This window comes from Saccharopolyspora sp. NPDC049357, assembly GCF_040677225.1.
Classification (GTDB): Bacteria; Actinomycetota; Actinomycetes; order Mycobacteriales; family Pseudonocardiaceae; genus Saccharopolyspora.
Map to the genome: position 1 here is coordinate 83,735 of NZ_JBFAQJ010000021.1, position 21,481 is coordinate 105,215.

Genomic DNA, 21,481 nt, shown 5'->3' on the forward strand with positions numbered 1-21,481 from the left:
CACGGCGGCAGGAGTTCCTGGCTCCCGGATCCTCGCGGCGCCCCGCCTTCCCGCCCTGCGCAGGCCGTGGCTGTCGGGGCCGCTCCCCGGTCACAGTGGCGCGACCGCCCCGGCCTCACACCGGGTTCCTCCACGTCACCGCCGTACTGGCGCAGCCATCCTATCGACAGGAGGATCACCCACCACCCAACGGACGATTTCGCGAGAAAGATCTCCTTCACCACGGTCGTCAGGCAAGCACCGAAGGTGCTTTCTCACTACCCCACCCGATCAACCGGCACCGCCGCGGGTTCTGAGCGGCTCTCTGGTGAGGACAGCCGTAGCGCCGTGTTGGACATACACAAGTCTCGGATCCCGGAGCCAGAGAGCCGCTCAGGTTCCGCTACCCGCACCGCCAAGCAAGAGGAGTCGATCGAGCCTTCAGTAACCCGCGTTCACATCCACCAGGCCGAGGAGTGGTTGTCCTGCGATGTGGCGGCGGACGTTCTCCTCGACCCTGCGTGCCAGGGCCGGCATCTGCAGTGACGGCGGGTTGGCGGTGTGCGGGGAGATCAGCGCGCGCGGGTGGGTGAACAGCGGGTGCCCTTCGGGCAGCGGTTCCGGGTCGGTGACGTCGAGCGCGGCACCGCCGATCCGGCCCGCGTCCAGGGCCTCGACCAACGCCTCGGTGTCGACCAGGGAGCCCCGCGCGATGTTGATCAGCCACCCGTCGGACTTCATCGCGCGCAACGCGGCGGCGTCGATGAGCTTCGAGGTCGCCGAGGTCGCCGGAGCCGCCACCACCACGAAGTCCGACTCCGCGAGCACCTCGCGCACCCCGTCGGCGTCCTCGGACGGCCAGGTCCGCTCGGCGCCCAGCACCGGCTTGCCGGAGCGGTTCACCGCCAGCACCCGGACGGCGAAGGGACGCAGCATCTCGATCAGCGCCTTGCCGATCCCACCGGCGCCGATGATGCCGACGGTCGAGCCGGCGAGGCTGCGCATGCCCTCGGGACGCTGCCACGTGGTGGCCCGCGCCATCGCGGCCAGCTGCCGCGCACCGGCGAGCATCAGGCCGAGGGTGTGCTCGGCGACGGTCTGGGCGAAGGTGCCCGCGGCCGAGGTGAAGGTCAGGTCCTCGCGCAGCGCGCCGGAGGCCACCCAAGATTCGATGCCTGCCGATGGCAGCTGCACCCATTGCAGGTCCGGGCGGTCGTACTCGCCGAACCGGCTCGGTTCCCCGCCGAACCAGACCAGCGCGTTCGCCTCCTCCGCCGAGCTCAGCTCAGCACCGGCCGCCACCACGGCGGCTTCCAGCTCGGGCTGGGCGACCGGACCAACGTGGACCTTCACGACTCTTCCTCTCTCACGTACTGCGAACTCGTCCCCGGAAGACGTCAGCCCTCGATGAGCTGCGCCAGCGCGGGCAGCTGGGTCTCGTCCTCCAGCGCCGAACCGACCGCGACCACGTCCGCTCCGGCCCCCAAGAACTCCGGAGCGTTGCGGGCGTTCATCCCTCCGGTGGCCACCACGCGCAGCGAGGGGAACGGGCCCTTCATCGCGCGGAACCAGCTGCTGCCCAGCTCAGCGGCGGGAAAGGCCTTCACCCACGACAACCCGAGGCGCAGGGCCTGCTGGACCTCGCTGGGCGTGGCCACGCCGGGCACGTGCGGCAGGTCGAGTTCGGCGCTCAGCCGCACGATCTCGGCGTCCAAGCCGGGTGCGATGGTGAAGGCCGCGCCCAGGTCGCGGGCCGTGCGCAGCTGGTCGGGGGTGATGATCGTGCCCGCGCCGACCGGGCGGCCGCGTTCGGCTCCGGCGCGCACGGCCGCTGCCAGGGAGGGCTCGGCCTTCGGCGTTTCGATCGGGACCTCGACGGCGTCGATGCCCAGGTCCCAGGCCCGTTCGGCCAGCTCCGCGGTCCGCTGCGGTTCCATACCGCGCAGGATCGCCATCACCGGCTTGGCGAACAACTCCTCCAACAAGGGCACTTCTCACTCACTCCCGTCGAATCGCAGTGCGCCCCACTGCTCCTCGTCGAGCGCCAGCCAGCGCGCGAGCGACTCGGCGTCGGGCGGTGCGGTGTGGTCCTCGGTGCTGCGCAGGCTGTGCGCGGCCAGCAGGTGCCCGCGGCGCAGGCAGCGCTCGTCGTCCTCGCCGCGCAGCACGCCGGAGAGGAACCCGGCCGCGAAGGCGTCACCGGCGCCGACCGGTTCGACGACCTCGACCGCCGGAGCGGGCACGACGGTGCGGCGCTCGCCGAGCGCGTAGGCGGCCTCGGCGCCGTCCTTGACCACGACGGTGACCGGCGAGTCGAGGAGTTCTCGCACGTCGTCGGCCGTTTTCACGCCCCACAGGGTGGCGGCCTCGTCGAGGCCGACGAACACCACGTCGGCGAGCTGAGCGAGCTCGGCGAGCACCGGGGCGGCCTGCCGGGCCGACCACAGCGCCGGCCGGTGGTTGACGTCGAAGGAGATCGGGGCGCGGCGGGGGCGGGTCAGCAGCCGCCGGATCAGCCGGTCGCAGCCTTCCGACAGCGCCGGGGTGATGCCGCTGATGTGCAGCACGCCGGCGGCGTCGATGACGTCGTCGGCGAGGAAGTCCAGGTCCATCGTCGAGGCCGCCGAGCCCGCGCGGTAGTAGTGCACTCGGGTTCCGTCCGGCCCGGGGTCCTTGAAGTAGACGCCGGTCGGTGCTTCGGAACGCATCTCGACCAGGCCGGTGTCGACGCCCGCTCCGGCGAGGGAGGCGACCACGCGCCGTCCGAGCGGATCGTCACCGAGGCGGCTGGCCCACCGCACGTGGTGCCCGAGGGAGGCCAGGTGAACGGCCACGTTGGACTCGGCGCCACCGGCGGAGAGCGTGAACGCGGGAGCCTCTTCGAGTGGAACCGGGGTGGCCGGCGCGACCAGCGACATGGTCTCGCCCAGGCACAACACCTCGGCCTCGTTGCCCGCTCGCGCCACGTTTCCTCCTGCCATCACTGGGACGGGCGACAGCTTAGCCAGACATCGCTGCAGAATGCACACTCACGATTGCACTAGGCGCAACAAAGCCGATAGGACCGGCGAGCCGCACCGGCGTGGGTTCTCCTAGGCTGTGATCGGTGATCGATGACGATCACCCCACAGCCACCAGGAAAAGGAGGATGCTCGCATGAGTCTGGAGCGCCCGATCGATCCTGATCCGTACTCGTTCCTGCCTTCGGTCCCCGCGTTCACCGTCACCTCCACCGATGTGGCCGACGGCCGGGCGATGTCGAAGGACCACGCCTACGACGGCATGGGCGCGGACGGGCAGAACGTGTCGCCGCAGCTGAGCTGGTCGGGTTTCCCGGAGTCCACCAAGAGCTTCGTGGTCACCTGCTTCGACCCGGACGCACCGATCCCCGGCGGGTTCTGGCACTGGATCCTCGTGGACGTGCCCGCCGACGTCACCGAGCTGGCCGCCGACGCGGGCAACCGCAGCGGCCAGAACATCCCGGCGGGTTCGTTCCACGTCGCCAACGACATGGGCGAGCGCGCCTTCGGCGGTTCCGCCCCGCCGCCCGGCGACCGGCCGCACCGCTACTACTTCGTGGTGCACGCGGTGGACACCGAGAAGCTCGGCGTGGACGAGAACGTCTCGCCGGCGGTGGTCAGCTTCAACCTGGCCTTCCACACCGTCGGCCGGGCCGTCATCACCCCCACCTACCAGCACTGATTCCGCTCTTCGTCGCGCCCGTCCGGACCGCTCCGGGCGGGCGCGACGTCGTCATCACCCGAAAGAGATGTATCTGTTGAGGGTGTTCGCGCCTCTTTGTTCATGAGGGAGGTGCGAGGGATGAGTCTGCTGCCGGGTTCCACCGCCGCGGTGATCGCGACCGGGGTCGCCGCACTGCTGCTGCCGTCGTTCGTCGCCGGTCGCTACCGCAGGCACGGCGAGCTGCGCGCGGGCACCGCCGTGCTGCGCTTCGCGACGCTGCTCTACGCGATCGCGGTGTGCTGCTACGTCCTGCCGCCCACCGGCACCTCCTGCTTCCCCGCTCAGCTGCGCCCGCTGTCGGCGCTGACCAGCGCCGTCGGGGTCGAGCAGTTCGCCTGCAACGTCGCGCTGTTCGTCCCGCTGGGCGCCCTGCTGCGCCGCGCCCCACCGGTGGCGGCGCTGGCCGGCGCGGTCCTGTCGGCGTTCATCGAGGTCACTCAGCTGACCGGGATGTGGTTCCGGTTCCCGTGCCCCTACCGCGTGTTCGACGTCGACGACGTCATCGCCAACACCACCGGGGCCGCGCTCGGAAGCCTGCTGGCCCCGATGCTGAACCGGATCCCGGCGAGCAGTGGCCGTCGGGCCGCCGAGCCACGCCCGGTGACCGCCGGGCGCCGCCTGCTGGGGATGTGCTGCGACGGCCTGCTGCTGTGGTGGCTGGGCGTCGCCTGCGTGCACCTGACCGGCTTCGCCCTGCGCTGGGCGGGCGTCCCGCCCTCGGCGGCGTTGCAGGTGAGCGCGGCGTGGCTCGTCCCGGCGCTGCTGTTGCTGCTGGCCGCTCTGACCTGGGACGGCACGCCCGGTCAGCGGCTGGTGCTGCTGCGGGCGCGCCCACCCGGCGGGCGACCCGCCGTGCTGCGCTGGGCGCTGGGCACCGGGGGCCTCGCGCTGCTGCAGGGGGCCTGCGAGCTGGCGAGGGGCGCGCCGAGCGCGGTGCTCGGCCTGCTGTGGTGCGCCGCGCACGCGATCGGTGTGATCTGGGACCGAGATCGGCGTGGAATCACCGGGCGGCTCGCCGGGTTGGAACTGACCGACGTCCGCGGACCGGCCACGGCCCGCACCAAGTGAGGCAGGATGGAACCGTGCGGCATTTCGATCTAGTCATCATCGGCTCCGGCTCCGGCAACTCGATCCTCGACGACCGGTTCGCCGACTGGAACGTGGCCATCGTCGAGAAGGGCATCGGCCCCAACGAGGCCTACGGCGGCACCTGCCTCAACGTCGGCTGCATCCCCACGAAGATGTTCGTGCACACCGCCGACGTCGCGGGCGCGCCCGAGGCAGGCGCCGGGCTCGGTGTCGACCTCGAACGCCGCGGCGTGCGCTGGCGGGAGATCCGGGACCGCATCTTCGGCCGCATCGACCCGATCTCCGAAGGTGGCCGCCGCTACCGGGCCGAGGGCTCGCCCAACGTCTCCCTGCTGACCGGCGAGGCGACGTTCACGGGCGTCAAGCAGCTGACCGTCCAGACCGCGGACGGCGCCCAGACGATCACCGCCGACCGCTTCGTGGTCGCCGCCGGTGGCCGCCCGATCATCCCCGAGATCCCCGGCCTGGACCAGGTCGAGGTGCACACCAGCGACACCGTGATGCGCCTGGACGAGCTCCCCCGCCGGATGATCATCATGGGCACCGGCTTCATCGGCGCCGAGTTCGCGCACGTCTTCAGCTCGCTGGGCGTTGAGGTCACCATGATCGGCCGCTCGGGCCGGGTGCTGCGCGCCGAGGACACCGACGTGGCCGCCCGGTTCACCGAGATCGCCGCCCGGCGCTGGGACCTGCGGCTCAACCGCAAGGTCGTCTCCGCCGAGAAGACCGGTGATGCGATCCGGCTGAACCTGGAGGGCCCGGACGGCGCGGAGTCCGTGGAGGCCGAGAAGCTGCTGGTCTCGGTCGGGCGCACCCCCAACGCCGACCTGATCGACGCGGCGACCGGGGGGCTGGAGCTCACCGACGAGGGCAAGATCGCGGTCGACGACACCCAGCGCGCCTCGGTGGAGGGCGTGTGGGCGCTCGGCGACATCAGCTCCGATCACGAGCTCAAGCACGTCGCCAACCACGAGACCCGCGTCGTGCAGCACAACCTCCTGCACCCCGAGGCCCCGATCTCCTCCGACCACCGCTTCGTGCCGCACGCGGTGTTCTCCGGTCCGCAGATCGCCGCGGTCGGCCTCACCGAGCAGGAGGCCCAGCAGCGGGGCATCGAGTTCGTCACCTCCACCCAGGACTACGCGGGCATCGCCTACGGCTGGGCGATGGAGGACACCACCGGTTTCGCCAAGCTCCTCGCCGACCCCAACACCGGGCTGCTCATCGGCGCGCACATCATCGGCCCGCAGGCGCCGACGCTGCTGCAACCGATCATCCAGGCCATGCACTTCGGTCTGGACGCGCGCAGCATGGCTCGCGGCCAGTACTGGATCCACCCGGCGATGCCGGAACTGCTGGAGAACGCGCTGCTCGACCTGCCGCTCAACTGATCCGGCGCACGTCCAACGGCGTTTCGACCGCGCTCCCGTCCGGGCCGCGGTCGACGCGGTAGGCCCCTGCGCGGTGCTTCTCGGAGAGCGCCTCGACGAGTTCGGTGCCCCGGTAGAGCAGCCCGGCGCCGTCGTCGGTGGCGTACCCCGGAGGGAGCGTCTGGTCGGCGATCAGGCGTTCGAACAGCGGTCGCCGCTTCTTCTCGCTGTTGTAGTGCACTCCGTTGGAGTGCGGCAGCAGGCCGAGGCCGTTGGTGACGGGCCGCAGCTCGGGACCGAACGAGTCGGTGGTGCCGCCCGCGTGCCAGCAGATCGACCCGGCCGACACGCCGGTGAGCACGACGCCCGCCTGCCACGCCTCGCGGAGGATCTCGTCGAGCCCGTGCAGCCGCCACATCGCCAGCAATCCCGCGACGCTGCCGCCCCACACCCACACGACGTCCCTGGTGAGCAGGTGTTCGCGCACGTCGTCGATGTTCGGCATGGGGAACAGCGCCAGGTGGCTGGGCTGCCAGCCCTCGGCCACGGCGTTGGCGTAGAAGGTGCCGATCAGCCCGGCGTCGTCGCCGACCGCGGTGGCCAGGAGGCACACGCGCGGCGCGCGGCCAGTGGTCCCGGCGAGGTCGACGGCGTGCCGTGTCAGCGCTCCGATCCCCCACGGCAGGCGGTCGGATGCGCTGATCCCGCCACTGGTGGCGAGGATCGTCGGAGCGTCAGCGGGCATGTCCGGAGGCTATCCAGCTCAGGCCCGAGCGACCCGTCGCTCTGCTCATGCGCCGACAGATGTCCCCGGATCGGCCCAGTAGTCGGTGCCCATGTCGAAGGTGCCGTCGGCCGCGGGAGCGGCCCAGGACGCCGCGACCACTCCGGCGGCGAAGCCTCCGCGACGCTGCGCGGGGACCGGGGTCGGTTCGAGCGACACGGCCGGGACACCGAAGCGGGTGATCACGATGTGCTCGCCGGCTTCGGCGCGGTCGAGCAGTTCGGTCAGCCGCTCGCGGGCCTCGTCGACGGAAAACTCAACAGCCATGCCGACAAGTTACCTGCATCACGCCGATCGTGAGACCGAATCGACTAGTCGGTTGGTCGGTTCTCCCTACATCTCCCCCGATGGAAGTCCTTTTTGCCCCTCCGTGTCGGGAAACGCGTGGTCAGCTCAGCCCGGCGGTCAAGCGCGGCAGATCCGTCGGCGCACCGCCGTCGAGGAGGCGGCGCAGCGCGTCGGTGTCGAGGTGCTCGGTCACGAGGTCGCCGAGCAGGTCCAGCTGCGCGTCGCGGATGTCGGCGAACACGGTGTTCTCAGCAGCGCGGAAACCGTCCCGGCCTGCCAGGCCGGCGGCCCAGCCGAGGAATTCGCGGCGGAAGTCGTCGTTCTCGAACAGCCCGTGCCAGTGCGTGCCCAGCACCGACCCAGAAACCCCGCCTTCCCCTTCGCCGTCGGGCAGCGTGATCAGCGGCGGCAGGTCACCTCGGCGGACCTCGGCGCCGTGGTGGATCTCGTAGCCCGCGACGTCTTCGCCGAACGCCTCACCGCGCGGTCTGGCCAGAGTTTTCTCCCGAGCGAAGTCGATCTCCACGTCGAGCAGCCCGAGCCCGTCGACCACACCGGATCGGGACTCGACCTCGTCGTGGATGCGCCTGGTCAGCATCTGGAACCCGCCGCAGATCCCGGCCACCGGAAGCCCCGCTCGGGCGTGATCGCGAATCGCCTCGGCCAGACCGCTCTCGCGCAGCCACGCCAGGTCGGCCACCGTGGACTTCGAGCCGGGCAGCACCACGAGGTCGGCGTCGGAGAGCCGAGAGGGCTCGGTCACGAAGCGCACGGCCACGCCGGGTTCGGCGGCCAGCGCCTCGACGTCGGTGGCGTTGGAGATCCGGGGCAGCCGGGGCACGGCCACCCGCAACCACTGCCCGCCTCGCGGCGGCGCGGGCCTGCCGACGACGCCGTCGGCGACGTAGGACAGCGAGTCCTCGGCGTCGAGCCACAGGTCCTCGGCCCACGGGAGCACCCCGTGCACGGGCCTGCCGGTCAACTCCCGCAGCTGGTCGAGACCGGGCCGCAGCAGCTCGGGATCACCCCGGAACTTGTTGATCACGAACCCGGCGACCAGCGCCTGATCGGCGGCGTCCAGCAGCGACAGGGTGCCGAAGAGCTGCGCGAACACCCCTCCCCTGTCGATGTCGCCGACCACGACTACCGGCAGCTTCGCGGCCTGCGCGAGTCCCATGTTGGCGATGTCGCTGGCCCGCAGGTTGATCTCCGCAGGCGATCCCGCACCCTCGCAGACGACGTAGTCGTGGTCGCGCCGCAGCTCGTCCAAAGTGGACGCAACGGTGTCCAGCAGGGCCGCCTTGCGTTCGCGGTAGGACAACGCGGTCACCTCACCGGCGACGCGGCCGAGCACCACGACCTGCGACTGCCGGTCGCTGCCGGGCTTGAGCAGCACGGGGTTGAACCGCACGGACGGCTCGACGCCGCACGCCGCCGCCTGCACCGCCTGCGCCCGCCCGATCTCACCGCCGTCCGGCGTGACCACCGAGTTGTTCGACATGTTCTGCGCCTTGAACGGCGCCACCCTCGCCCCCGACCGCGCCAACCACCGGCAGATCCCAGCGGTCACCACGCTCTTCCCGGCATCCGACGTCGTCCCAGCGACCAGCAGCGCATTCACACCCCGTTCCTACCCCATGCCCCTGCTGCGGGAACCCGTCGGGCTGGGCATGAGGGGACCGGGTCGACGCCTGGACCTGCGGCGCAGGACGCTCGGAGCGTGGTCTTCCTGGCTTGACTTTTCACGCCATAGTCCCCAAATCGGAACACGAAATGTGGGAAAGTCTCGCCTCATGGAACCTGAGTACCTCGTGCGGGATCTGGAGGCCAAGGCCGCCGAGATGCAACGCCGCGCAGAAGAGATGCAGGAGCAGATCAAGAACGCGAACGCGACGGCGACCTCTCGCGATGGCGCGGTCACGGTGCAGGTCGCTCCCAGTGGCGCGCTTCAGAACATCGAGTTCACCCAACGCGCCACTTCACTGTCGGCGATCCAGCTCACCCAGACCGTGATGCAGACGGTGCAACAGGCCCAGATGGACGCAGCGCGCAAGATCACCGAGATCGTGGAGCCGCAGTTCGGCGGCACCGACGCGATGGACTTCATCACCGGCTTCATGCCCCAGCCCGACGATGAGCAGCAGGCCGGCACGGGATCGCCGGGACCACAGCAGAACGCACCGAAGCGGCCCGAGCCGCAGGCCGCCTGGGATGACGACGACCTCGACGACGGTCGTTCGTTCCTGCGCTGATCGAAGGATGAACAATGGGTGATGGTTTCAAGGTCAATCCCGAAGAGCTCCGATCATTCGCGAAGGGGCTCGACGAGCGAGGTGGCCAGGTGGACGAGGCCGCTCAGGCGACCGGCGAGATCAAGCTCGGATACGAAGCGTTCGGCCCCTTGGTCGTGATCTTGTCCCAATTCGTCGACAACGCGAGCGACGAGTTCTCCCAGAAGCTCAAGGAGTGCTCGGCGTCCATCGACAAGGCCGTCGACGACATCAACGCCGCGGCCGCCGATTACGAACGCGACGACGAGCGGAGCGGTCAGAACATCGATCAGGTCAAGGGGGCGATGTAAGTGGGTGAAGGAGTTTTCACCGGATTCGACAGCGCCACCGACTCGGTTTCCGGCGCCGGTCCTGTTGAATCCGCCGTGCAGACCTTTGATTCGCTGGGCCGGCTGTCCGAAGGCGATTTCCTGGAAGCCGGCCTCAACGTCGGCGCCTTCGGTCTGGATCTGCTGGGGGCGGCGATGGACCCGCTCGGAGCGTTGGCCAGCGCCGGGATCAGTTGGCTGATCGAGCACATCAGCTTCCTGCGCGAGCCGCTGGACAAGCTCATGGGTGACCCTGACACGATCAAAGAAGGCTGTCAGAAGTGGAACGACACCGCGCTGAAGCTGGATGAGATCGCGAAGCAGCAGAAGCAGGCGCTCGACAGCCAGGTGCAGAGCTGGGAGAAGTCGGCTGCAGACGCGTTCCGCAAGAGCCACGGGCAGTTGAGCGAGGAAATCGCCGCCGTTTCCAAGGCGTGCACCGGGATGTCGGAAACGATCTCGAACTGCGGCATCGCCACGGCGGCGCTGCGGGGCATGGTCCGCGACATGATCGCCACGTTCATCTGGGAGGTCATCCGAAACGCGGTCATCGCACTGGCGGGCTCGTTCGCGACCTTCGGCGCTGCCGCAGCGGCCTTCGCCGCCTGGACCGTCGGGCGCGGCGCGATGCTGCTCGGCAAGATCGCGTCGTACATGACCAAGCTGATCGGCGCTGTCGGCAAGGTCGTCACCCGTCTCAAGACGCTTCTGACCAAGGTCGATGACATCGTCCGCGGTATGAAGCGCTTCGGCAGGGGCGCTGACAGCCCCGCCTCCACGCGTCCCACCGGTGCCACCGACGCTCCACCAGGACCACGTTCATCAGGTTCCGATTCACCACCCGCGCCCACGCAGGCCAGCAACGCCGGCACCACGCCGAGCGCGCCGAACAGTCCCAGCATCAGCGAGCGCTTGGACAACTGGGGGCAGAAGAAGGTCGACGACAGCAAGACCGACTACCAGCGTCGACGCGACGAGATCGACGAGAAGTACCAGGGAAGTGCGTGGCAGCGGTACAAGGATTCCGGAACCACCTACGACAATTGGAACCGAGGGCGTTCTTGGAATAACTCAACGGCCGAGGGAGTCTCCAACGCCTACACGCCCTACTCACCTCTGGAACGCAGCAGCGGTGGCCCGATGGCGCACTCGGTTCCGAACTTCCACGAAGGCACCGGTTTCGTGAACAAGTTCGCGGGCGACCTCTTCCGAGAGGGCACCAAGGCCGACGACATGGAGAACGAGGTGTCCGAGCCCGCGACGGACGACAAGAGCAAGGCCGATCAGATCAAGAACGGCCAAGGCGATCGGGTGGAAGAAATCCGCGATCGGTGAACCGCACGTGAGCGCGTAGCCGGGAGGATCACCGGCTACGCGCTCACGGCTTCCGAGTACGCCGAGGGATGAGCGTCAGCACCAGCAGAACGCTGGAAATTCCGACGGTCCCGAGATAGACCGCGCCACGCGCACCAGGAACTTCCGTCACGTGCAGTGGCCCGCCGATTCCGCTCTGATCGGTCACCAGCTCAAGATCCGGGCCAAGCGGTCCGGCGAAGTCGATCGGGTCGTACTCGAGCTTCTGCCCACCGCATTGCACGGTGTAGGTGTAGAAGTTCGCCGAGCGAGTGGGATCGTGCCAATTCGCATCGAGGACCTGGCACCGCACCGGATCGGAACCTGCCACTGCCAGCCAGCCCGGGCGGCCACCGAGCATGCCCGCCAGTGCGAGAGCGAACAGGCCCACAGCACACGCGATGCGAAGCGTTCGAGGCGCCGGAAGCCCGGACACCCCGCGGTAGAGGAAGACCAGACCGAACAGCGGAACGGCCAGCAGCGCGAGTTCCCAACCGGTTCCGGACAGCGGCCCGATCAAGAGCGCGACCACGAAGAAGGCCGCGGTGATCGCCCGACACGTCGTGTGCCGGACCGTGTGAGCAGATTCCGCACCGCCTGCGGCCACGAGCAGCCGGAACCCGAGAACCACGGGCACCACCGCCGCCACCGCGATCACGATGCCCCGCACTCGGGACGACGGATCCGACACCGCGACCAGGATCGCGATCGCGATCAGCACGACGCCGTAGTTCAGAGCGACGAAGCCGTTGCGGCGACACCGCGTCCGCTCCTGTGAACCCGCCGGATGTTGCGACAACGCCTTGGTGTTCCACGCCATGCTGAAAGCCAGTGTGCCGAAACCGACGAGGACGAACCCCAGGACGTGCACGAGCCAGTGCAGCGGCAGGAGCACGAGCAACGCGCCAACGGCCTGAATACCGATGGGCACGACCACATCGGCCAGCGACCCGCTGTACCGGTCCGCCCGAGCAGCGGTGTCCTGCGACTGCTGTGGTGACTCCATCGATCCAAACTCCCGAAACAGACATCACGGCGCTCGCGAGACGATATCCCACCCGATCAGGCGGGGACCGCAAGATCAGAATTTTCTTCCGCGCCAATGGAAAGCCAGCGAAATCTTCGAGGCGGCCGATAGTTCTCGCCGCGTCGCTCGGGCCCGTGATGTCAGGGCAGAGGTGACCTCTCCAGCGCGCCGCGAATGCTCCGAGGCCGTCGAAGTGGCGTTACGAGCCGAACACCGCGGGCAAGCGCTCCGCGAAGCCGGTGCGGGTGCACGTCGACGAGCGAGGGATCTACCTCCCGTCGAAGGGAGCTCTCGATCTGGTGGCCTGGAACGAGGTCCGCGGCCTGCACGGGCGAATGCCGAGGCCGAAGGTCAAGGACGACCCGAACTCCAAGCCGATTCCGGCGGCACTGCTGTTCCAACCTGCCGATGACGGGTTCTTGGCCGCGCACCCGCAGCTCGTGGACGCCGACAACCCGCAGGTTCCCCGGCTGCACCTGCCGGGGAAGTCAACGGTGAACCGGTTGACCCGAGCCATCGCGTCGTTCCGCCCGGACCTGCTGCGCTGACGGGTCCACCGCTGAAGGCCGCGGGGCGACTCCGGGGAGTCGCCCCGGCCCAGCCGTCACTGCTGGGTGAGGATCTCGTTGCCGTCTTCGGTGATGAGGATGGTGTGCTCGAACTGGGCGGTCCAGCTCTTGTCCTTGGTGGTGACCGTCCAGCCGTCTTCCCACATGTCGTACTCGTGGGTGCCGAGGGTGATCATCGGCTCGATGGTGAAGGTCATGCCCGGTTCCAGGACGGTGTCCACCGACGGCTCGTCGTAGTGCAGGATCACCAGGCCGCTGTGGAAGGAGCGGCCGATGCCGTGGCCGGTGAAGTCGCGGACGACGCCGTAGCCGAAGCGCTTGGCGTAGGACTCGATGACGCGGCCGATCACGTTGAGCTGGCGGCCCGGCTTGGCGGCCTTGATGCCGCGCATGGTCGCCTCGTGGGTGCGCTCCACCAGCAGGCGGGCCTCCTCGGAGACGTCACCGGCCAGGAAGGTCGCGTTCGTGTCGCCGTGCACGCCGCCGATGTAGCCGGTGACGTCGACGTTGACGATGTCGCCGTCCTCGATGATCGTCGAGTCCGGGATGCCGTGGCAGATCACCTCGTTGAGCGAGGTGCAGCAGGACTTCTGGAAGCCCCGGTAACCCAGCGTCGACGGATACGCACCGTGGTCGAGCAGGAACTCGTGCACCACGGCGTCGACGGAGTCGGTGGTGACGCCCGGCTGGATCGCCTTGCCCGCCTCGGCCAGCGCCTGAGCGGCGAGCTTGCCCGCGAAGCGCATCGCCTCGATGACCTCGGGAGGCTGCACGTCAGGGTCGGTGTTGCGCTGGGGAGCCGGTTTGTCCACGTACTCGGGACGCTCGATGTGCGCTGGGACTTGGCGGCGCGGCGTCGCAACGCCTGGCTTCAACGGGGCTCGAACCGGCATGCCCCCCACTTTAACCACGTTGGCCGCCACGACTCCGGGCGGTGACGGCATCACGCGGCACCATCCGCGATGTGGAACGCCACCGCCCGGACTCCGGAAGTGCTCAGGCCGGGGACGCGGTCGCCAGGCCCGCCTCCTTCGCGGCTTCGATCAGCGCCGGGTCGTAGGAGACGTAGGTCACCGGCTCGTTGCGGATCCCGCAGGCCGAGGCGAGGTGGATCGCCTCCACCGGTCCGAGGTCGGCGCGCAGCTCGCTGGCCGTGTCGAGCACTTCCTGCTGCACCGGAAGCGTCTCCAGCTTGGACACCACGATGGACGCCAGGTCCTCGGCGGCCGGGCCCTGCTCGCGGAAGTTGCGCAGCACGTCGACCTTGGACAGCGCGCTGGTCACCCGCGGCTGCTCCCAGCGATCGCGGATCCACTGGCTCAGCGCCTGGCTCTCCGGTTCGGGGGCGATCATCTTGATCAGCGCGGAAGAGTCGAAGTAGATCAAAACCACTCCTGTTCACACCTGGGGCGACGCCGGCGGCCTTCGGGGGAGGCGGTGCCGGCGCGGTTCGTCGGGGTGCCCGCCGGGATCACGGCGGGCCGATGCGTGTCCGGACGAAGCCGGACACCTGGTTCGCCCCTCGTTGCGGCAACACAACGTGGCGACCGGGATCGCACATCGGAGGTGGCCACACCGGTGACGACCCATCGAGCGCAGCAACGAACCGTCACCACTGCGCTCGATGGGCTACAACCTAGCACCCAACTGACCCTGAGTGATCACCCAAACACGTGAAGCGACATCTCCGGTTCTGATCACAGTCCGCCGAGGAAGCGCTTGGCCGCGTCCACGGACGGGCCGGACGCTCCCGCGTCGGTGATGAGCACCGCGAAGGCGACGTCGTCGCGGTAGCCGACGAACCAGCCGTGCGAGTGGGTGCCGTCGCCGAACTGCGCGGTGCCGGTCTTGCCCCGGACCTCGCCCGAACCCGCCAGGCCGCGGGCGGTGCCGCCGGTGACGACCTCGCGCATCATCGAGCGCAGCTGCTCCAACGACGCCGGGTCGATCTTCTCCGGCTGGGAGTCGGCGGTCGTCTGCTGACCGCGCATCAGCGTCGGCGTCGGCATGCCGCCGTTGGCGGCCGTCGCCGCCGCCAGCGCCATCCCGAAGGGGCTGGCGAGCACCTTGCCCTGGCCGATGCCGTTGGCCGCGTGCTGCGTGACCGTCTCGGCGTTGGAGACCTTGCCGGTGATCGTCGTCGAGCCGGGCATGTCGAAGTCGACGCCGATGCCGAACTTCTTGGCCTCCTTCGGCAGCGCGTCGTCGGGCAGGTCCACCGACAGCTGCGCGAACGTCGTGTTGCAGGACTGGGCGAACGCGGTGTGCAGCGGCACCCGGCCCAGGTCGAACTCCTTGTCGTTGGGCAAGGTCATGCCGTCGAAGACCTTCTTCGGCGGGCACTCGACCGGCGAGTCGGCGCGGACCTTGCCCGACTCCAGCGCCGCGGCACCCGTGATGATCTTGAACGTCGAGCCGGGCGGGTACTGCCCGGACAGCGCCATCGGCCCCTGCGCGTCGGCCGGATCGTTCTGCGCGACCGCCAGCACCTCACCGTTGGAGGGCTTCATCGCCACGATCATCGCGGGCTGCGGAACCGGGTCCAGCGCCTGCTCGGCGGCGCGCTGCGTGCGGTCCGACAGCGTCACCGAGGTCGGCGGGACCGGCTTCTCGGCGACGGTGTGCAGCTTGCTGATCTCGTTGCCCTTGGTGTCGGCGACGGCCACCTGCCAACCCGCGTTGGCCTTGACCTGCTCGTCGACCTTCTTCGACACACCGGCCAGCACCTGCCCGGCGTAGCCGCGCTCCGAGGCCAGCAACCGCACCTGCGCCGGGAACCGCACCCCGGGCAGGTCGTAGATGCCGGAGCGGACCTTGTCGTAGTCGGCCTGCCGCAAGGTGACGACCTGGTACGGCTGACCGGGCGGCGTCTTGCCGACGCCCTCGACGATGGACTGCTGGGTGATCTCCGGATCGACCTGGCGCAGCGCGGCGGCGAGCTTGCCCGCCACACCCGGCACGTCTCCGGCCTCCTGGCCGTTGAGGCTGACCGTGACCACCGGCTCCGGCCCCATCAGCTGCTTGCCCTCGGAGCCCGTGACCGGTCCGGGCGCGGGCAGCACCTCGCTGTAGGCGAGCGTCTGACCGGCCTTGAGCTTCGGGTGGATCGCCGAAGGCGCCCACAGGACCTTCCAACCTTCGGATTCCTCGGCGAGCTGCACGGTGTTGGTGTACCGCCACACCTTGCCGTCGCCGAAGTCCCAGGAGAGGTCGTACTTGGCCGCCGCGCCCTGCTCGTTCTCGGTCACCTGGCCCAAGCTCGCGTGCGACGCGGTCGGGGCGAGCGTCTTGCGCACCTGCTCCAGCGTGCGGCGCGCGGCGTCTGGGTTGTTGGTCTGAGCCGCCGCACCCGCCACATCACCTGCGGCGACGGCGTTGACGAATGCGGTGGCCACGTCCTTCTCGGATGGTCCGGTGCTGCACCCGGCCACTGGAATCAGCAGCGTTGCGGCGAGCCCGGCCATGATCCGCGAGGAATGCATGCCCGCGAGTATGCCGAAGTCTTGCAGGACACCGAATCTGGGCTCCGGCATAGGGCGCAGAGCGGACGAAACCGCTCTACAGAAGAACAGTCGCGAACTCACCGACCCGCCGGAAGCCGACCTTCTGGTAGGCCGCGCGGGCTGCGACGTTGTAGTCGTTGACGTACAGGCTGGCGGTGCGACCCAGTCCGCGCACGAGGCGGTCGGCCACCGCCGCCGTCCCGGCGGTTCCCAAGCCCGTGCTGCGGCGATCCGGGTGCACCCAGACGCCCTGGATCTGGCCGACCGTCGACGACAGCGCGCCGATCTCGGCCTTGAACACCACTTCGCCGTCCTCGAAGCGCGCGAACGCCCGGCCGCCCGCGATGAGATCGGCCACTCTCGCCCGGTACCCGGCGGCACCGCCGTCGGTCGAGGGGTCCACGCCCACCTCCTCGGTGAACATGGCCACCGCGGCGGGCAGGTAGCGCTCCAGCTCGTCCGGCCGCACCGAGCGCACCAGCGGATCGGGGTCGACGTGCGGGCGCTCGGAGAGCGCCATCAGCGGCTGCTCGGCGCGGATCTCGCGCGCGGGCCCCCACTGCGCCTCGACCTCCTCCCACAGCGCCAGCACCTGCTCGGACGGGCCGACCAGCGAGGAGCACACCCGGCGGCGGCGCAGCGCGCGATCGGCGAAGGCGCGCATCGCGTCCGGGCCACCGCGCAGCGGGACCAGGTTCGCGCCCGAGAAGCACATCCCGCTCAGCCGGCCGCCGTAACCCCAGAGCTCACCGCCCAGGCGCAGCGGGTGGACACCGGCCTCCTCGACGCGCGCCGCGACCATGCAGGCGGCCACGGGCGCGGAGTCCAGCGCGGAGCGGACCAGATTCGCGTCCCGTTCCTCCATCAAGCGGGCACCGGCAACCTTGAGCACCAGCCAAGACTGCCAGAAATGCCACGCGAACGGCTGATCGGCGGAGATCGACCGAGTCGAACACAGCCGCGGTCACCCGTTCGGAGCAGCGACAACACCGGGAAAAGCACATCGGCCGCCCGGACGGATTCGGGCGGCCGATGTGCGCGATGTCGCGTCAGCTGACGGTGACGGTCGGGCTCGCGCCCTCCTCCACGGTCTCGCCCATGTCCTCGGCGATGCGCATGGCCTCTTCGATCAGCGTCTCGACGATCTGGTGCTCGGGCACGGTCTTGATGACCTCGCCCTTGACGAAGATCTGCCCCTTGCCGTTGCCGGAGGCAACGCCCAGGTCCGCCTCGCGGGCTTCACCGGGGCCGTTGACGACGCAGCCCATGACCGCGACGCGCAGCGGGACCTCCATGCCCTCCAGACCGGCGGTGACCTCGTCCGCGAGCTTGTAGACGTCGACCTGGGCGCGTCCGCAGGACGGGCAGGAGACGATCTCCAGCTTGCGCGGCCGCAGGTTCAGCGACTGCAGGATCTGGGCGCCGACCTTGATCTCCTCCACCGGCGGAGCCGACAGCGAAACCCGGATCGTGTCACCGATGCCCTGGCGCAGCAGGGCGCCGAAGGCGGTGGCCGACTTGATGGTGCCCTGGAAGGCCGGGCCGGCCTCGGTGACACCGAGGTGCAGCGGGTAGTCGCACTGCTCGGCGAGGATCTCGTAGGCGCGCACCATGACCACCGGGTCGTTGTGCTTGACCGAGATCTTGATGTCGTGGAAGTCGTGCTCGGCGAACAGGCCCGCTTCCCACAGCGCCGACTCGGCCAGCGCCTCGGGCGTGGCCTTGCCGTACTTCTCCATCAGGCGCGGGTCGAGGGAACCGGCGTTGACGCCGATGCGGATCGGCGTGCCGTGGTCCTTCGCGGCCTGCGCGATCTCCTTGACCTTGTCGTCGAACTTCTTGATGTTGCCGGGGTTCACGCGCACCGCGGCACAACCCGCTTCGATCGCCGCGAAGACGTACTTCGGCTGGAAGTGAATGTCGGCGATGACCGGGATCTGCGACTTCTTCGCGATGGCCGGCAGTGCTTCGGCGTCATCGGCGCTCGGGCACGCGACCCGGACGATGTCGCAGCCTGCGGCGGTGAGTTCGGCGATCTGCTGCAGAGTGCTGTTGATGTCTGCGGTGACGGTCGTGGTCATGGTCTGCACGGAGATCGGGCTTTCGCTGCCCACTCCGACCGGTCCGACCTGCAACTGGCGAGTCTTACGCCGCTCCGCGAGCACCGGGGCCGGGCCTCCGGGCATGCCCAGATCGACGGTCATCGATACCTCTCCACCTCTTCTGGTGTGCTTCGGACGGTGTCCCGCCCGCATTCCACGATACCGGCGCACCTTCATCCGGCTGGACGTCCGGGCGTCTGACGGATCACGTTGGGTGATCGACATCTGCCGTTCATATCCCGTTCGGCCCACTACTCAGACCCGCGCATCACCCTATCGGCGATATTGCGCTCACAAGCACGCGCCATCTCCGTCACCGAGGACGACCCGACGTCCCCTGCTGTGAACCCGGTCCACCACAGCGGTGAAATCGCCGAACGCCCGGGGGCCGTTGAGAAGCTCGCCACGAAGCCGCTCAGAACCCGCGGCGGTGCCGGCTGAGTCCCGCACCTGGAACAGCGGCTCCGCCTCACTCATCGACAACCCTCAGTACAAAGTCACCGGGTTCACGATGTCGGCTACCAGGACTAGCAGCGAGTACGCGATGAAGATGAGGCTGACCGCGTAGGCCAACGGCATCAGGCGCGCCGTGTCGAACGGTCCCGGGTCCGGCCGCCGGACCAGCTTGGCGAAACCGCGCCGGACCCACTCCCAGGCCGCACCGGCGATGTGCCCGCCGTCGAGCGGCAGCAGCGGCAGCATGTTGAACACGAACAGCGACAGGTTCACGCCCGCGAGCAGGTTGAACATCAGGATGACGCGCTCGTCGACGCCGAACTGCTCGGTGGCCAGCACCTCACCGCCGAGGCGGCTGGCGCCGACGATGCCCACCGGCGAATCCTTGTGCCGCTCACCGCCGAAGATGGCGCTGACCAGGTCCGGGACGCGCTGCGGCAGCTCGACGATCTTCTGCGCGGTCAGGCCGACGAACTCGCCGATGGTGCTCGCCACACCGCCGATGTCCTGCTTGACCAGCACCGATGTCGGCGAGAGCCCGAGGAATCCGACCGTCTCGTACTCGCTGGTCGAGTTCAGCTTGGGCCGCTCGGTCTGCATCAGGGCCGCGTTGAGCGTTTCCCGGTGTCCGTCGCGCTCGACCACGACCGGGACCGAGCCCTTCGACTGGCGGATCTCCTGCTGCAGGTCGTCCCAGGACTGGAACGGCTTGCCGTTGAACTCCACGATCCGGTCGCCCGGCTTGAACCCGGCCGCCGCCGCGGGCGACGGCTTCGCACCGGGCGGGCACTTCTGGGTGTCCGGCGCGTTGGCCGGCAGCACGCACTCGCTGACCGTGGAGACCGTCAGCGTCGGGGTGTTGATGCCGTGGCCCATCAGGATCGCGGCGAAGATGCCGACCGCCAGGATCAGGTTCATCACCGGCCCGGCCATCATCACGATGATCCGCTTCCACGGGGACCGCTGGTAGAACTGCCGGTGAGCGTCCTCGGGCGTGACGTCCTCGGCCGACATCTGCCGCGCGTCGTCGATCATCGCGCGGAACGGCGAGGACGAGGCGGCGCGGCCGTACTCCTCGTCCTTCTTCGGCGGGAACATGCCGATCATCCGGATGTAGCCGCCGAACGGGATGAGCTTGAGCCCGTACTCGGTGTCGCCCTTCTTGCGCGACCAGATGGTGCGGCCGAAGCCGACCATGTACTCGGTGACCTTGACGCCGAACATCTTGGCGGTCGCGAGGTGACCCAGCTCGTGCCACGCGATGGAGAACAGCAGCCCGAAGAAGAAGATCAGAATGCCAACGACGACCAGCACTACTCCGCCTTCCCTCCGGCCAGCTCGCGTGCCCGGGTCCGCGCCCAGTCCTCGGCTGCGAAGATCTCATCAAGTCCCGACGGCTCGCCGCGCCACTGGTCGGCAGCGGAGAGCGTGTCACCAACAGTCTGCACGATCTCGGTGAACCGGAGTCGGCCGTCGACGAACGCGGCCAGCGCTTCCTCGTTGGCGGCGTTGTAGATCGCGGGCAGGCATCCCCCGCCGGAACCGGCCGCCCGCGCCAGCTCGACGGCCGGGAACGTCTCGTGGTCCAGCGGCTCGAAGGTCCACGCCTGAGCCTCGTCGAACGTCAGCCGCGGCGCGACCCCGGGAACGCGGCGCGGCCACTCCAGGCCCATCGCGATCGGGATCTTCATGTTCGGCGGGCTGGCCTGCGCGATCGTCGCGCCGTCGGTGTAGGTGACCATCGAGTGCACGATGGACTGGGGGTGCACCACGACGTCGATGCGCGGGTAGTCGATGCCGAACAGCAGGTGCGCCTCGATGAGCTCCAGGCCCTTGTTGACCAGGGTCGCCGAGTTGATCGTGACGACGTTGCCCATCGCCCAGGTCGGGTGCGCGAGCGCCTGCTGCACGGTGACCTCGGCCAGCTCCTCGCGCGCGCGGCCGCGGAAGGGGCCGCCGGAGGCGGTCAGGACCAGCCGGTCCACGTCGCTGTTGTCGTTGCCGAGCAGGCACTGGGCCAGCGCGGAGTGCTCGGAGTCGACCGGGACCAGCTGTCCGGGCGCGGCCTTGTCCAGCACCAGCGCACCACCGGCGACCAGCGATTCCTTGTTGGCCAGGGCGAGCTGAGCGCCCGTCTCCAGGGCGGCCAGCGTCAAGCGCAGACCGCGGGAGCCGTCGACGCTGTTGAGGATCACGTCGGCCGGCGCGGCGTCGATGAGCTCCAGGGCCGATTCCGGCCCGGCCAGCAGGCGGGGCAGCTTGAACCCGCCTTCGGCGTAGCCGCGCTTCTGCGCCTCGGAGTAGAGGGCCAGCTGGACGTCCTCGGCGGCTGTGCCCTTCGCCACGGCGATGACCGGCACCTGGAACTCCAGCGCCTGCGCGGCCAGCGCCTGCGGGTCGCTGCCGCCCGCGGCGAGCCCCACGACCTGGAAGCGGTCGGGGTTGTCGCGCATCACGTCGAGTGCCTGGGTACCGATCGAACCGGTGGAGCCGAGCACCAGAACGGTGCGCGGAGTGGTGTCGCTCTGTGTGCTCGTGTCCGCGTGCATCGCGGCCCATTGTCCCTGAAGGAGGTGAGCAGGTGCCTCTCGCGGTGCACAAATCACCATCCGGAGTCA

General features: G+C 69.3%; 21 protein-coding genes and 1 riboswitch. Of the genes, 7 read left to right on the forward strand and 14 right to left on the reverse strand.

Going from position 1 to position 21,481, the window contains the following annotated elements:
- Positions 1 to 11: 11 nt before the first annotated feature.
- A riboswitch (cobalamin riboswitch) is annotated at positions 12 to 131 on the reverse strand.
- Positions 132 to 420: 289 nt separating this feature from the next.
- The 3 genes from AB0J91_RS19005 to AB0J91_RS19015 are packed head-to-tail and all read right to left on the reverse strand — an operon-like array spanning position 421 to position 2,945.
- The gene (locus AB0J91_RS19005; protein ID WP_363870422.1) at positions 421 to 1,332 is read right to left on the reverse strand and encodes a D-isomer specific 2-hydroxyacid dehydrogenase family protein; all 912 of its coding nucleotides are present in this window, start codon (positions 1,330 to 1,332) and stop codon (positions 421 to 423) included.
- Positions 1,333 to 1,376: 44 nt separating this feature from the next.
- Positions 1,377 to 1,970, reverse strand: coding sequence for a bifunctional 4-hydroxy-2-oxoglutarate aldolase/2-dehydro-3-deoxy-phosphogluconate aldolase (locus tag AB0J91_RS19010; RefSeq protein ID WP_363870425.1), 594 nt, complete (start codon positions 1,968 to 1,970; stop codon positions 1,377 to 1,379).
- A 3-nt stretch (positions 1,971 to 1,973) separates the two neighbouring features.
- Positions 1,974 to 2,945 (reverse strand): sugar kinase, encoded by a 972-nt coding sequence (locus tag AB0J91_RS19015; RefSeq protein ID WP_363870428.1) that lies wholly within the window; start codon positions 2,943 to 2,945, stop codon positions 1,974 to 1,976.
- 190 nt (positions 2,946 to 3,135) lie between these two features.
- On the opposite strand from AB0J91_RS19015, the gene AB0J91_RS19020 reads away from it, so the two are divergent.
- From AB0J91_RS19020 to AB0J91_RS19030, 3 genes are all read left to right on the forward strand, one after another.
- The gene (locus tag AB0J91_RS19020) at positions 3,136 to 3,681 is read left to right on the forward strand and encodes a YbhB/YbcL family Raf kinase inhibitor-like protein (RefSeq protein WP_363789055.1); all 546 of its coding nucleotides are present in this window, start codon (positions 3,136 to 3,138) and stop codon (positions 3,679 to 3,681) included.
- A 120-nt stretch (positions 3,682 to 3,801) separates the two neighbouring features.
- Positions 3,802 to 4,791 (forward strand): VanZ family protein, encoded by a 990-nt coding sequence (locus AB0J91_RS19025; protein WP_363870431.1) that lies wholly within the window; start codon positions 3,802 to 3,804, stop codon positions 4,789 to 4,791.
- A 14-nt stretch (positions 4,792 to 4,805) separates the two neighbouring features.
- Positions 4,806 to 6,203: a mycothione reductase gene (locus AB0J91_RS19030; RefSeq protein WP_363870434.1), complete on the forward strand. Its 1,398-nt coding sequence runs from the start codon at positions 4,806 to 4,808 to the stop codon at positions 6,201 to 6,203.
- On the opposite strand, the gene AB0J91_RS19035 is transcribed toward AB0J91_RS19030, so the two are convergent.
- The 3 genes from AB0J91_RS19035 to AB0J91_RS19045 form a co-directional block, all read right to left on the reverse strand.
- A complete protein-coding gene (locus tag AB0J91_RS19035; RefSeq protein WP_363870437.1) occupies positions 6,196 to 6,927 on the reverse strand; it encodes a peptidase E in 732 nt (243 codons plus the stop codon). The two genes, AB0J91_RS19030 and AB0J91_RS19035, sit on opposite strands and share 8 nt — an antisense overlap.
- 45 nt (positions 6,928 to 6,972) lie before the next feature.
- Positions 6,973 to 7,233, reverse strand: a complete 261-nt coding sequence (locus AB0J91_RS19040) for a type II toxin-antitoxin system prevent-host-death family antitoxin (protein WP_363870440.1) — start codon at positions 7,231 to 7,233, stop codon at positions 6,973 to 6,975.
- A gap of 121 nt (positions 7,234 to 7,354) precedes the next feature.
- Positions 7,355 to 8,875: a cobyric acid synthase gene (locus tag AB0J91_RS19045; RefSeq protein WP_363870443.1), complete on the reverse strand. Its 1,521-nt coding sequence runs from the start codon at positions 8,873 to 8,875 to the stop codon at positions 7,355 to 7,357.
- Between AB0J91_RS19045 and AB0J91_RS19050 the strand changes: the two genes are divergently transcribed.
- The 3 genes from AB0J91_RS19050 (at position 8,766) to AB0J91_RS19060 (ending at position 11,188) form a co-directional block, all read left to right on the forward strand.
- Positions 8,766 to 9,506 carry a YbaB/EbfC family nucleoid-associated protein gene (locus tag AB0J91_RS19050; protein ID WP_363870446.1) on the forward strand — a complete coding sequence of 247 codons (741 nt, stop codon included), beginning with the start codon at positions 8,766 to 8,768 and terminating at the stop codon, positions 9,504 to 9,506. The two genes, AB0J91_RS19045 and AB0J91_RS19050, sit on opposite strands and share 110 nt — an antisense overlap.
- A 14-nt stretch (positions 9,507 to 9,520) precedes the next feature.
- Positions 9,521 to 9,835 carry a type VII secretion target gene (locus AB0J91_RS19055; RefSeq protein WP_363870449.1) on the forward strand — a complete coding sequence of 105 codons (315 nt, stop codon included), beginning with the start codon at positions 9,521 to 9,523 and terminating at the stop codon, positions 9,833 to 9,835.
- A 192-nt stretch (positions 9,836 to 10,027) separates the two neighbouring features.
- Positions 10,028 to 11,188: a hypothetical protein gene (locus AB0J91_RS19060; protein ID WP_363870452.1), complete on the forward strand. Its 1,161-nt coding sequence runs from the start codon at positions 10,028 to 10,030 to the stop codon at positions 11,186 to 11,188.
- Between the two features lie 43 nt (positions 11,189 to 11,231).
- Here AB0J91_RS19060 and AB0J91_RS19065 read toward each other — a convergent pair whose 3' ends face one another.
- Positions 11,232 to 12,212, reverse strand: coding sequence for a hypothetical protein (locus AB0J91_RS19065; protein ID WP_363870455.1), 981 nt, complete (start codon positions 12,210 to 12,212; stop codon positions 11,232 to 11,234).
- A 266-nt stretch (positions 12,213 to 12,478) separates the two neighbouring features.
- On the opposite strand from AB0J91_RS19065, the gene AB0J91_RS19070 reads away from it, so the two are divergent.
- Positions 12,479 to 12,781: a hypothetical protein gene (locus tag AB0J91_RS19070; protein WP_363870458.1), complete on the forward strand. Its 303-nt coding sequence runs from the start codon at positions 12,479 to 12,481 to the stop codon at positions 12,779 to 12,781.
- Between the two features lie 56 nt (positions 12,782 to 12,837).
- Here the strand turns inward: AB0J91_RS19070 and map are convergent, their stop codons facing one another.
- The 7 genes from map to dxr all read right to left on the reverse strand — a co-directional run bounded on the left by map (position 12,838) and on the right by dxr (position 21,412).
- Entirely contained in the window at positions 12,838 to 13,695 is an 858-nt protein-coding gene (gene map, locus AB0J91_RS19075; RefSeq protein WP_363789044.1) for a type I methionyl aminopeptidase, read from the reverse strand.
- Positions 13,696 to 13,798: 103 nt separating this feature from the next.
- Complete coding sequence (locus tag AB0J91_RS19080) at positions 13,799 to 14,188, reverse strand: type II toxin-antitoxin system VapC family toxin (protein ID WP_363789043.1); 390 nt, start codon at positions 14,186 to 14,188, stop codon at positions 13,799 to 13,801.
- Positions 14,189 to 14,499: 311 nt separating this feature from the next.
- A complete protein-coding gene (locus AB0J91_RS19085; protein WP_363870461.1) occupies positions 14,500 to 16,284 on the reverse strand; it encodes a penicillin-binding transpeptidase domain-containing protein in 1,785 nt (594 codons plus the stop codon).
- A 76-nt stretch (positions 16,285 to 16,360) separates the two neighbouring features.
- Entirely contained in the window at positions 16,361 to 17,197 is an 837-nt protein-coding gene (locus AB0J91_RS19090; RefSeq protein WP_363870464.1) for a GNAT family N-acetyltransferase, read from the reverse strand.
- A gap of 157 nt (positions 17,198 to 17,354) precedes the next feature.
- Positions 17,355 to 18,509, reverse strand: coding sequence for a flavodoxin-dependent (E)-4-hydroxy-3-methylbut-2-enyl-diphosphate synthase (gene ispG / locus AB0J91_RS19095; protein WP_363789040.1), 1,155 nt, complete (start codon positions 18,507 to 18,509; stop codon positions 17,355 to 17,357).
- Between the two features lie 384 nt (positions 18,510 to 18,893).
- Entirely contained in the window at positions 18,894 to 20,177 is a 1,284-nt protein-coding gene (locus AB0J91_RS19100) for a site-2 protease family protein (protein WP_363789039.1), read from the reverse strand.
- Entirely contained in the window at positions 20,177 to 21,412 is a 1,236-nt protein-coding gene (dxr, locus tag AB0J91_RS19105) for a 1-deoxy-D-xylulose-5-phosphate reductoisomerase (protein ID WP_363870467.1), read from the reverse strand. Before dxr ends, AB0J91_RS19100 begins: the two co-directional genes overlap by 1 nt.
- Between the last annotated feature and the right edge of the window lie 69 nt (positions 21,413 to 21,481).

Bases quoted from the DNA above. Each gene is read 5' to 3' on its own strand.
- AB0J91_RS19020 (WP_363789055.1), top strand. From the start codon at position 3,136: ATGAGTCTGGAGCGCCCGATCGATCCTGATCCGTACTCGTTCCTGCCT.
- AB0J91_RS19025 (WP_363870431.1), top strand. From the start codon at position 3,802: ATGAGTCTGCTGCCGGGTTCCACCGCCGCGGTGATCGCGACCGGGGTC.
- AB0J91_RS19035 (WP_363870437.1), bottom strand. From the start codon at position 6,927: ATGCCCGCTGACGCTCCGACGATCCTCGCCACCAGTGGCGGGATCAGC.
- AB0J91_RS19040 (WP_363870440.1), bottom strand. From the start codon at position 7,233: ATGGCTGTTGAGTTTTCCGTCGACGAGGCCCGCGAGCGGCTGACCGAA.
- AB0J91_RS19055 (WP_363870449.1), top strand. From the start codon at position 9,521: ATGGGTGATGGTTTCAAGGTCAATCCCGAAGAGCTCCGATCATTCGCG.
- AB0J91_RS19065 (WP_363870455.1), bottom strand. From the start codon at position 12,212: ATGGAGTCACCACAGCAGTCGCAGGACACCGCTGCTCGGGCGGACCGG.
- map (WP_363789044.1), bottom strand. From the start codon at position 13,695: ATGCCGGTTCGAGCCCCGTTGAAGCCAGGCGTTGCGACGCCGCGCCGC.
- AB0J91_RS19085 (WP_363870461.1), bottom strand. From the start codon at position 16,284: ATGCATTCCTCGCGGATCATGGCCGGGCTCGCCGCAACGCTGCTGATT.
- ispG (WP_363789040.1), bottom strand. From the start codon at position 18,509: ATGACCGTCGATCTGGGCATGCCCGGAGGCCCGGCCCCGGTGCTCGCG.
- dxr (WP_363870467.1), bottom strand. From the start codon at position 21,412: ATGCACGCGGACACGAGCACACAGAGCGACACCACTCCGCGCACCGTT.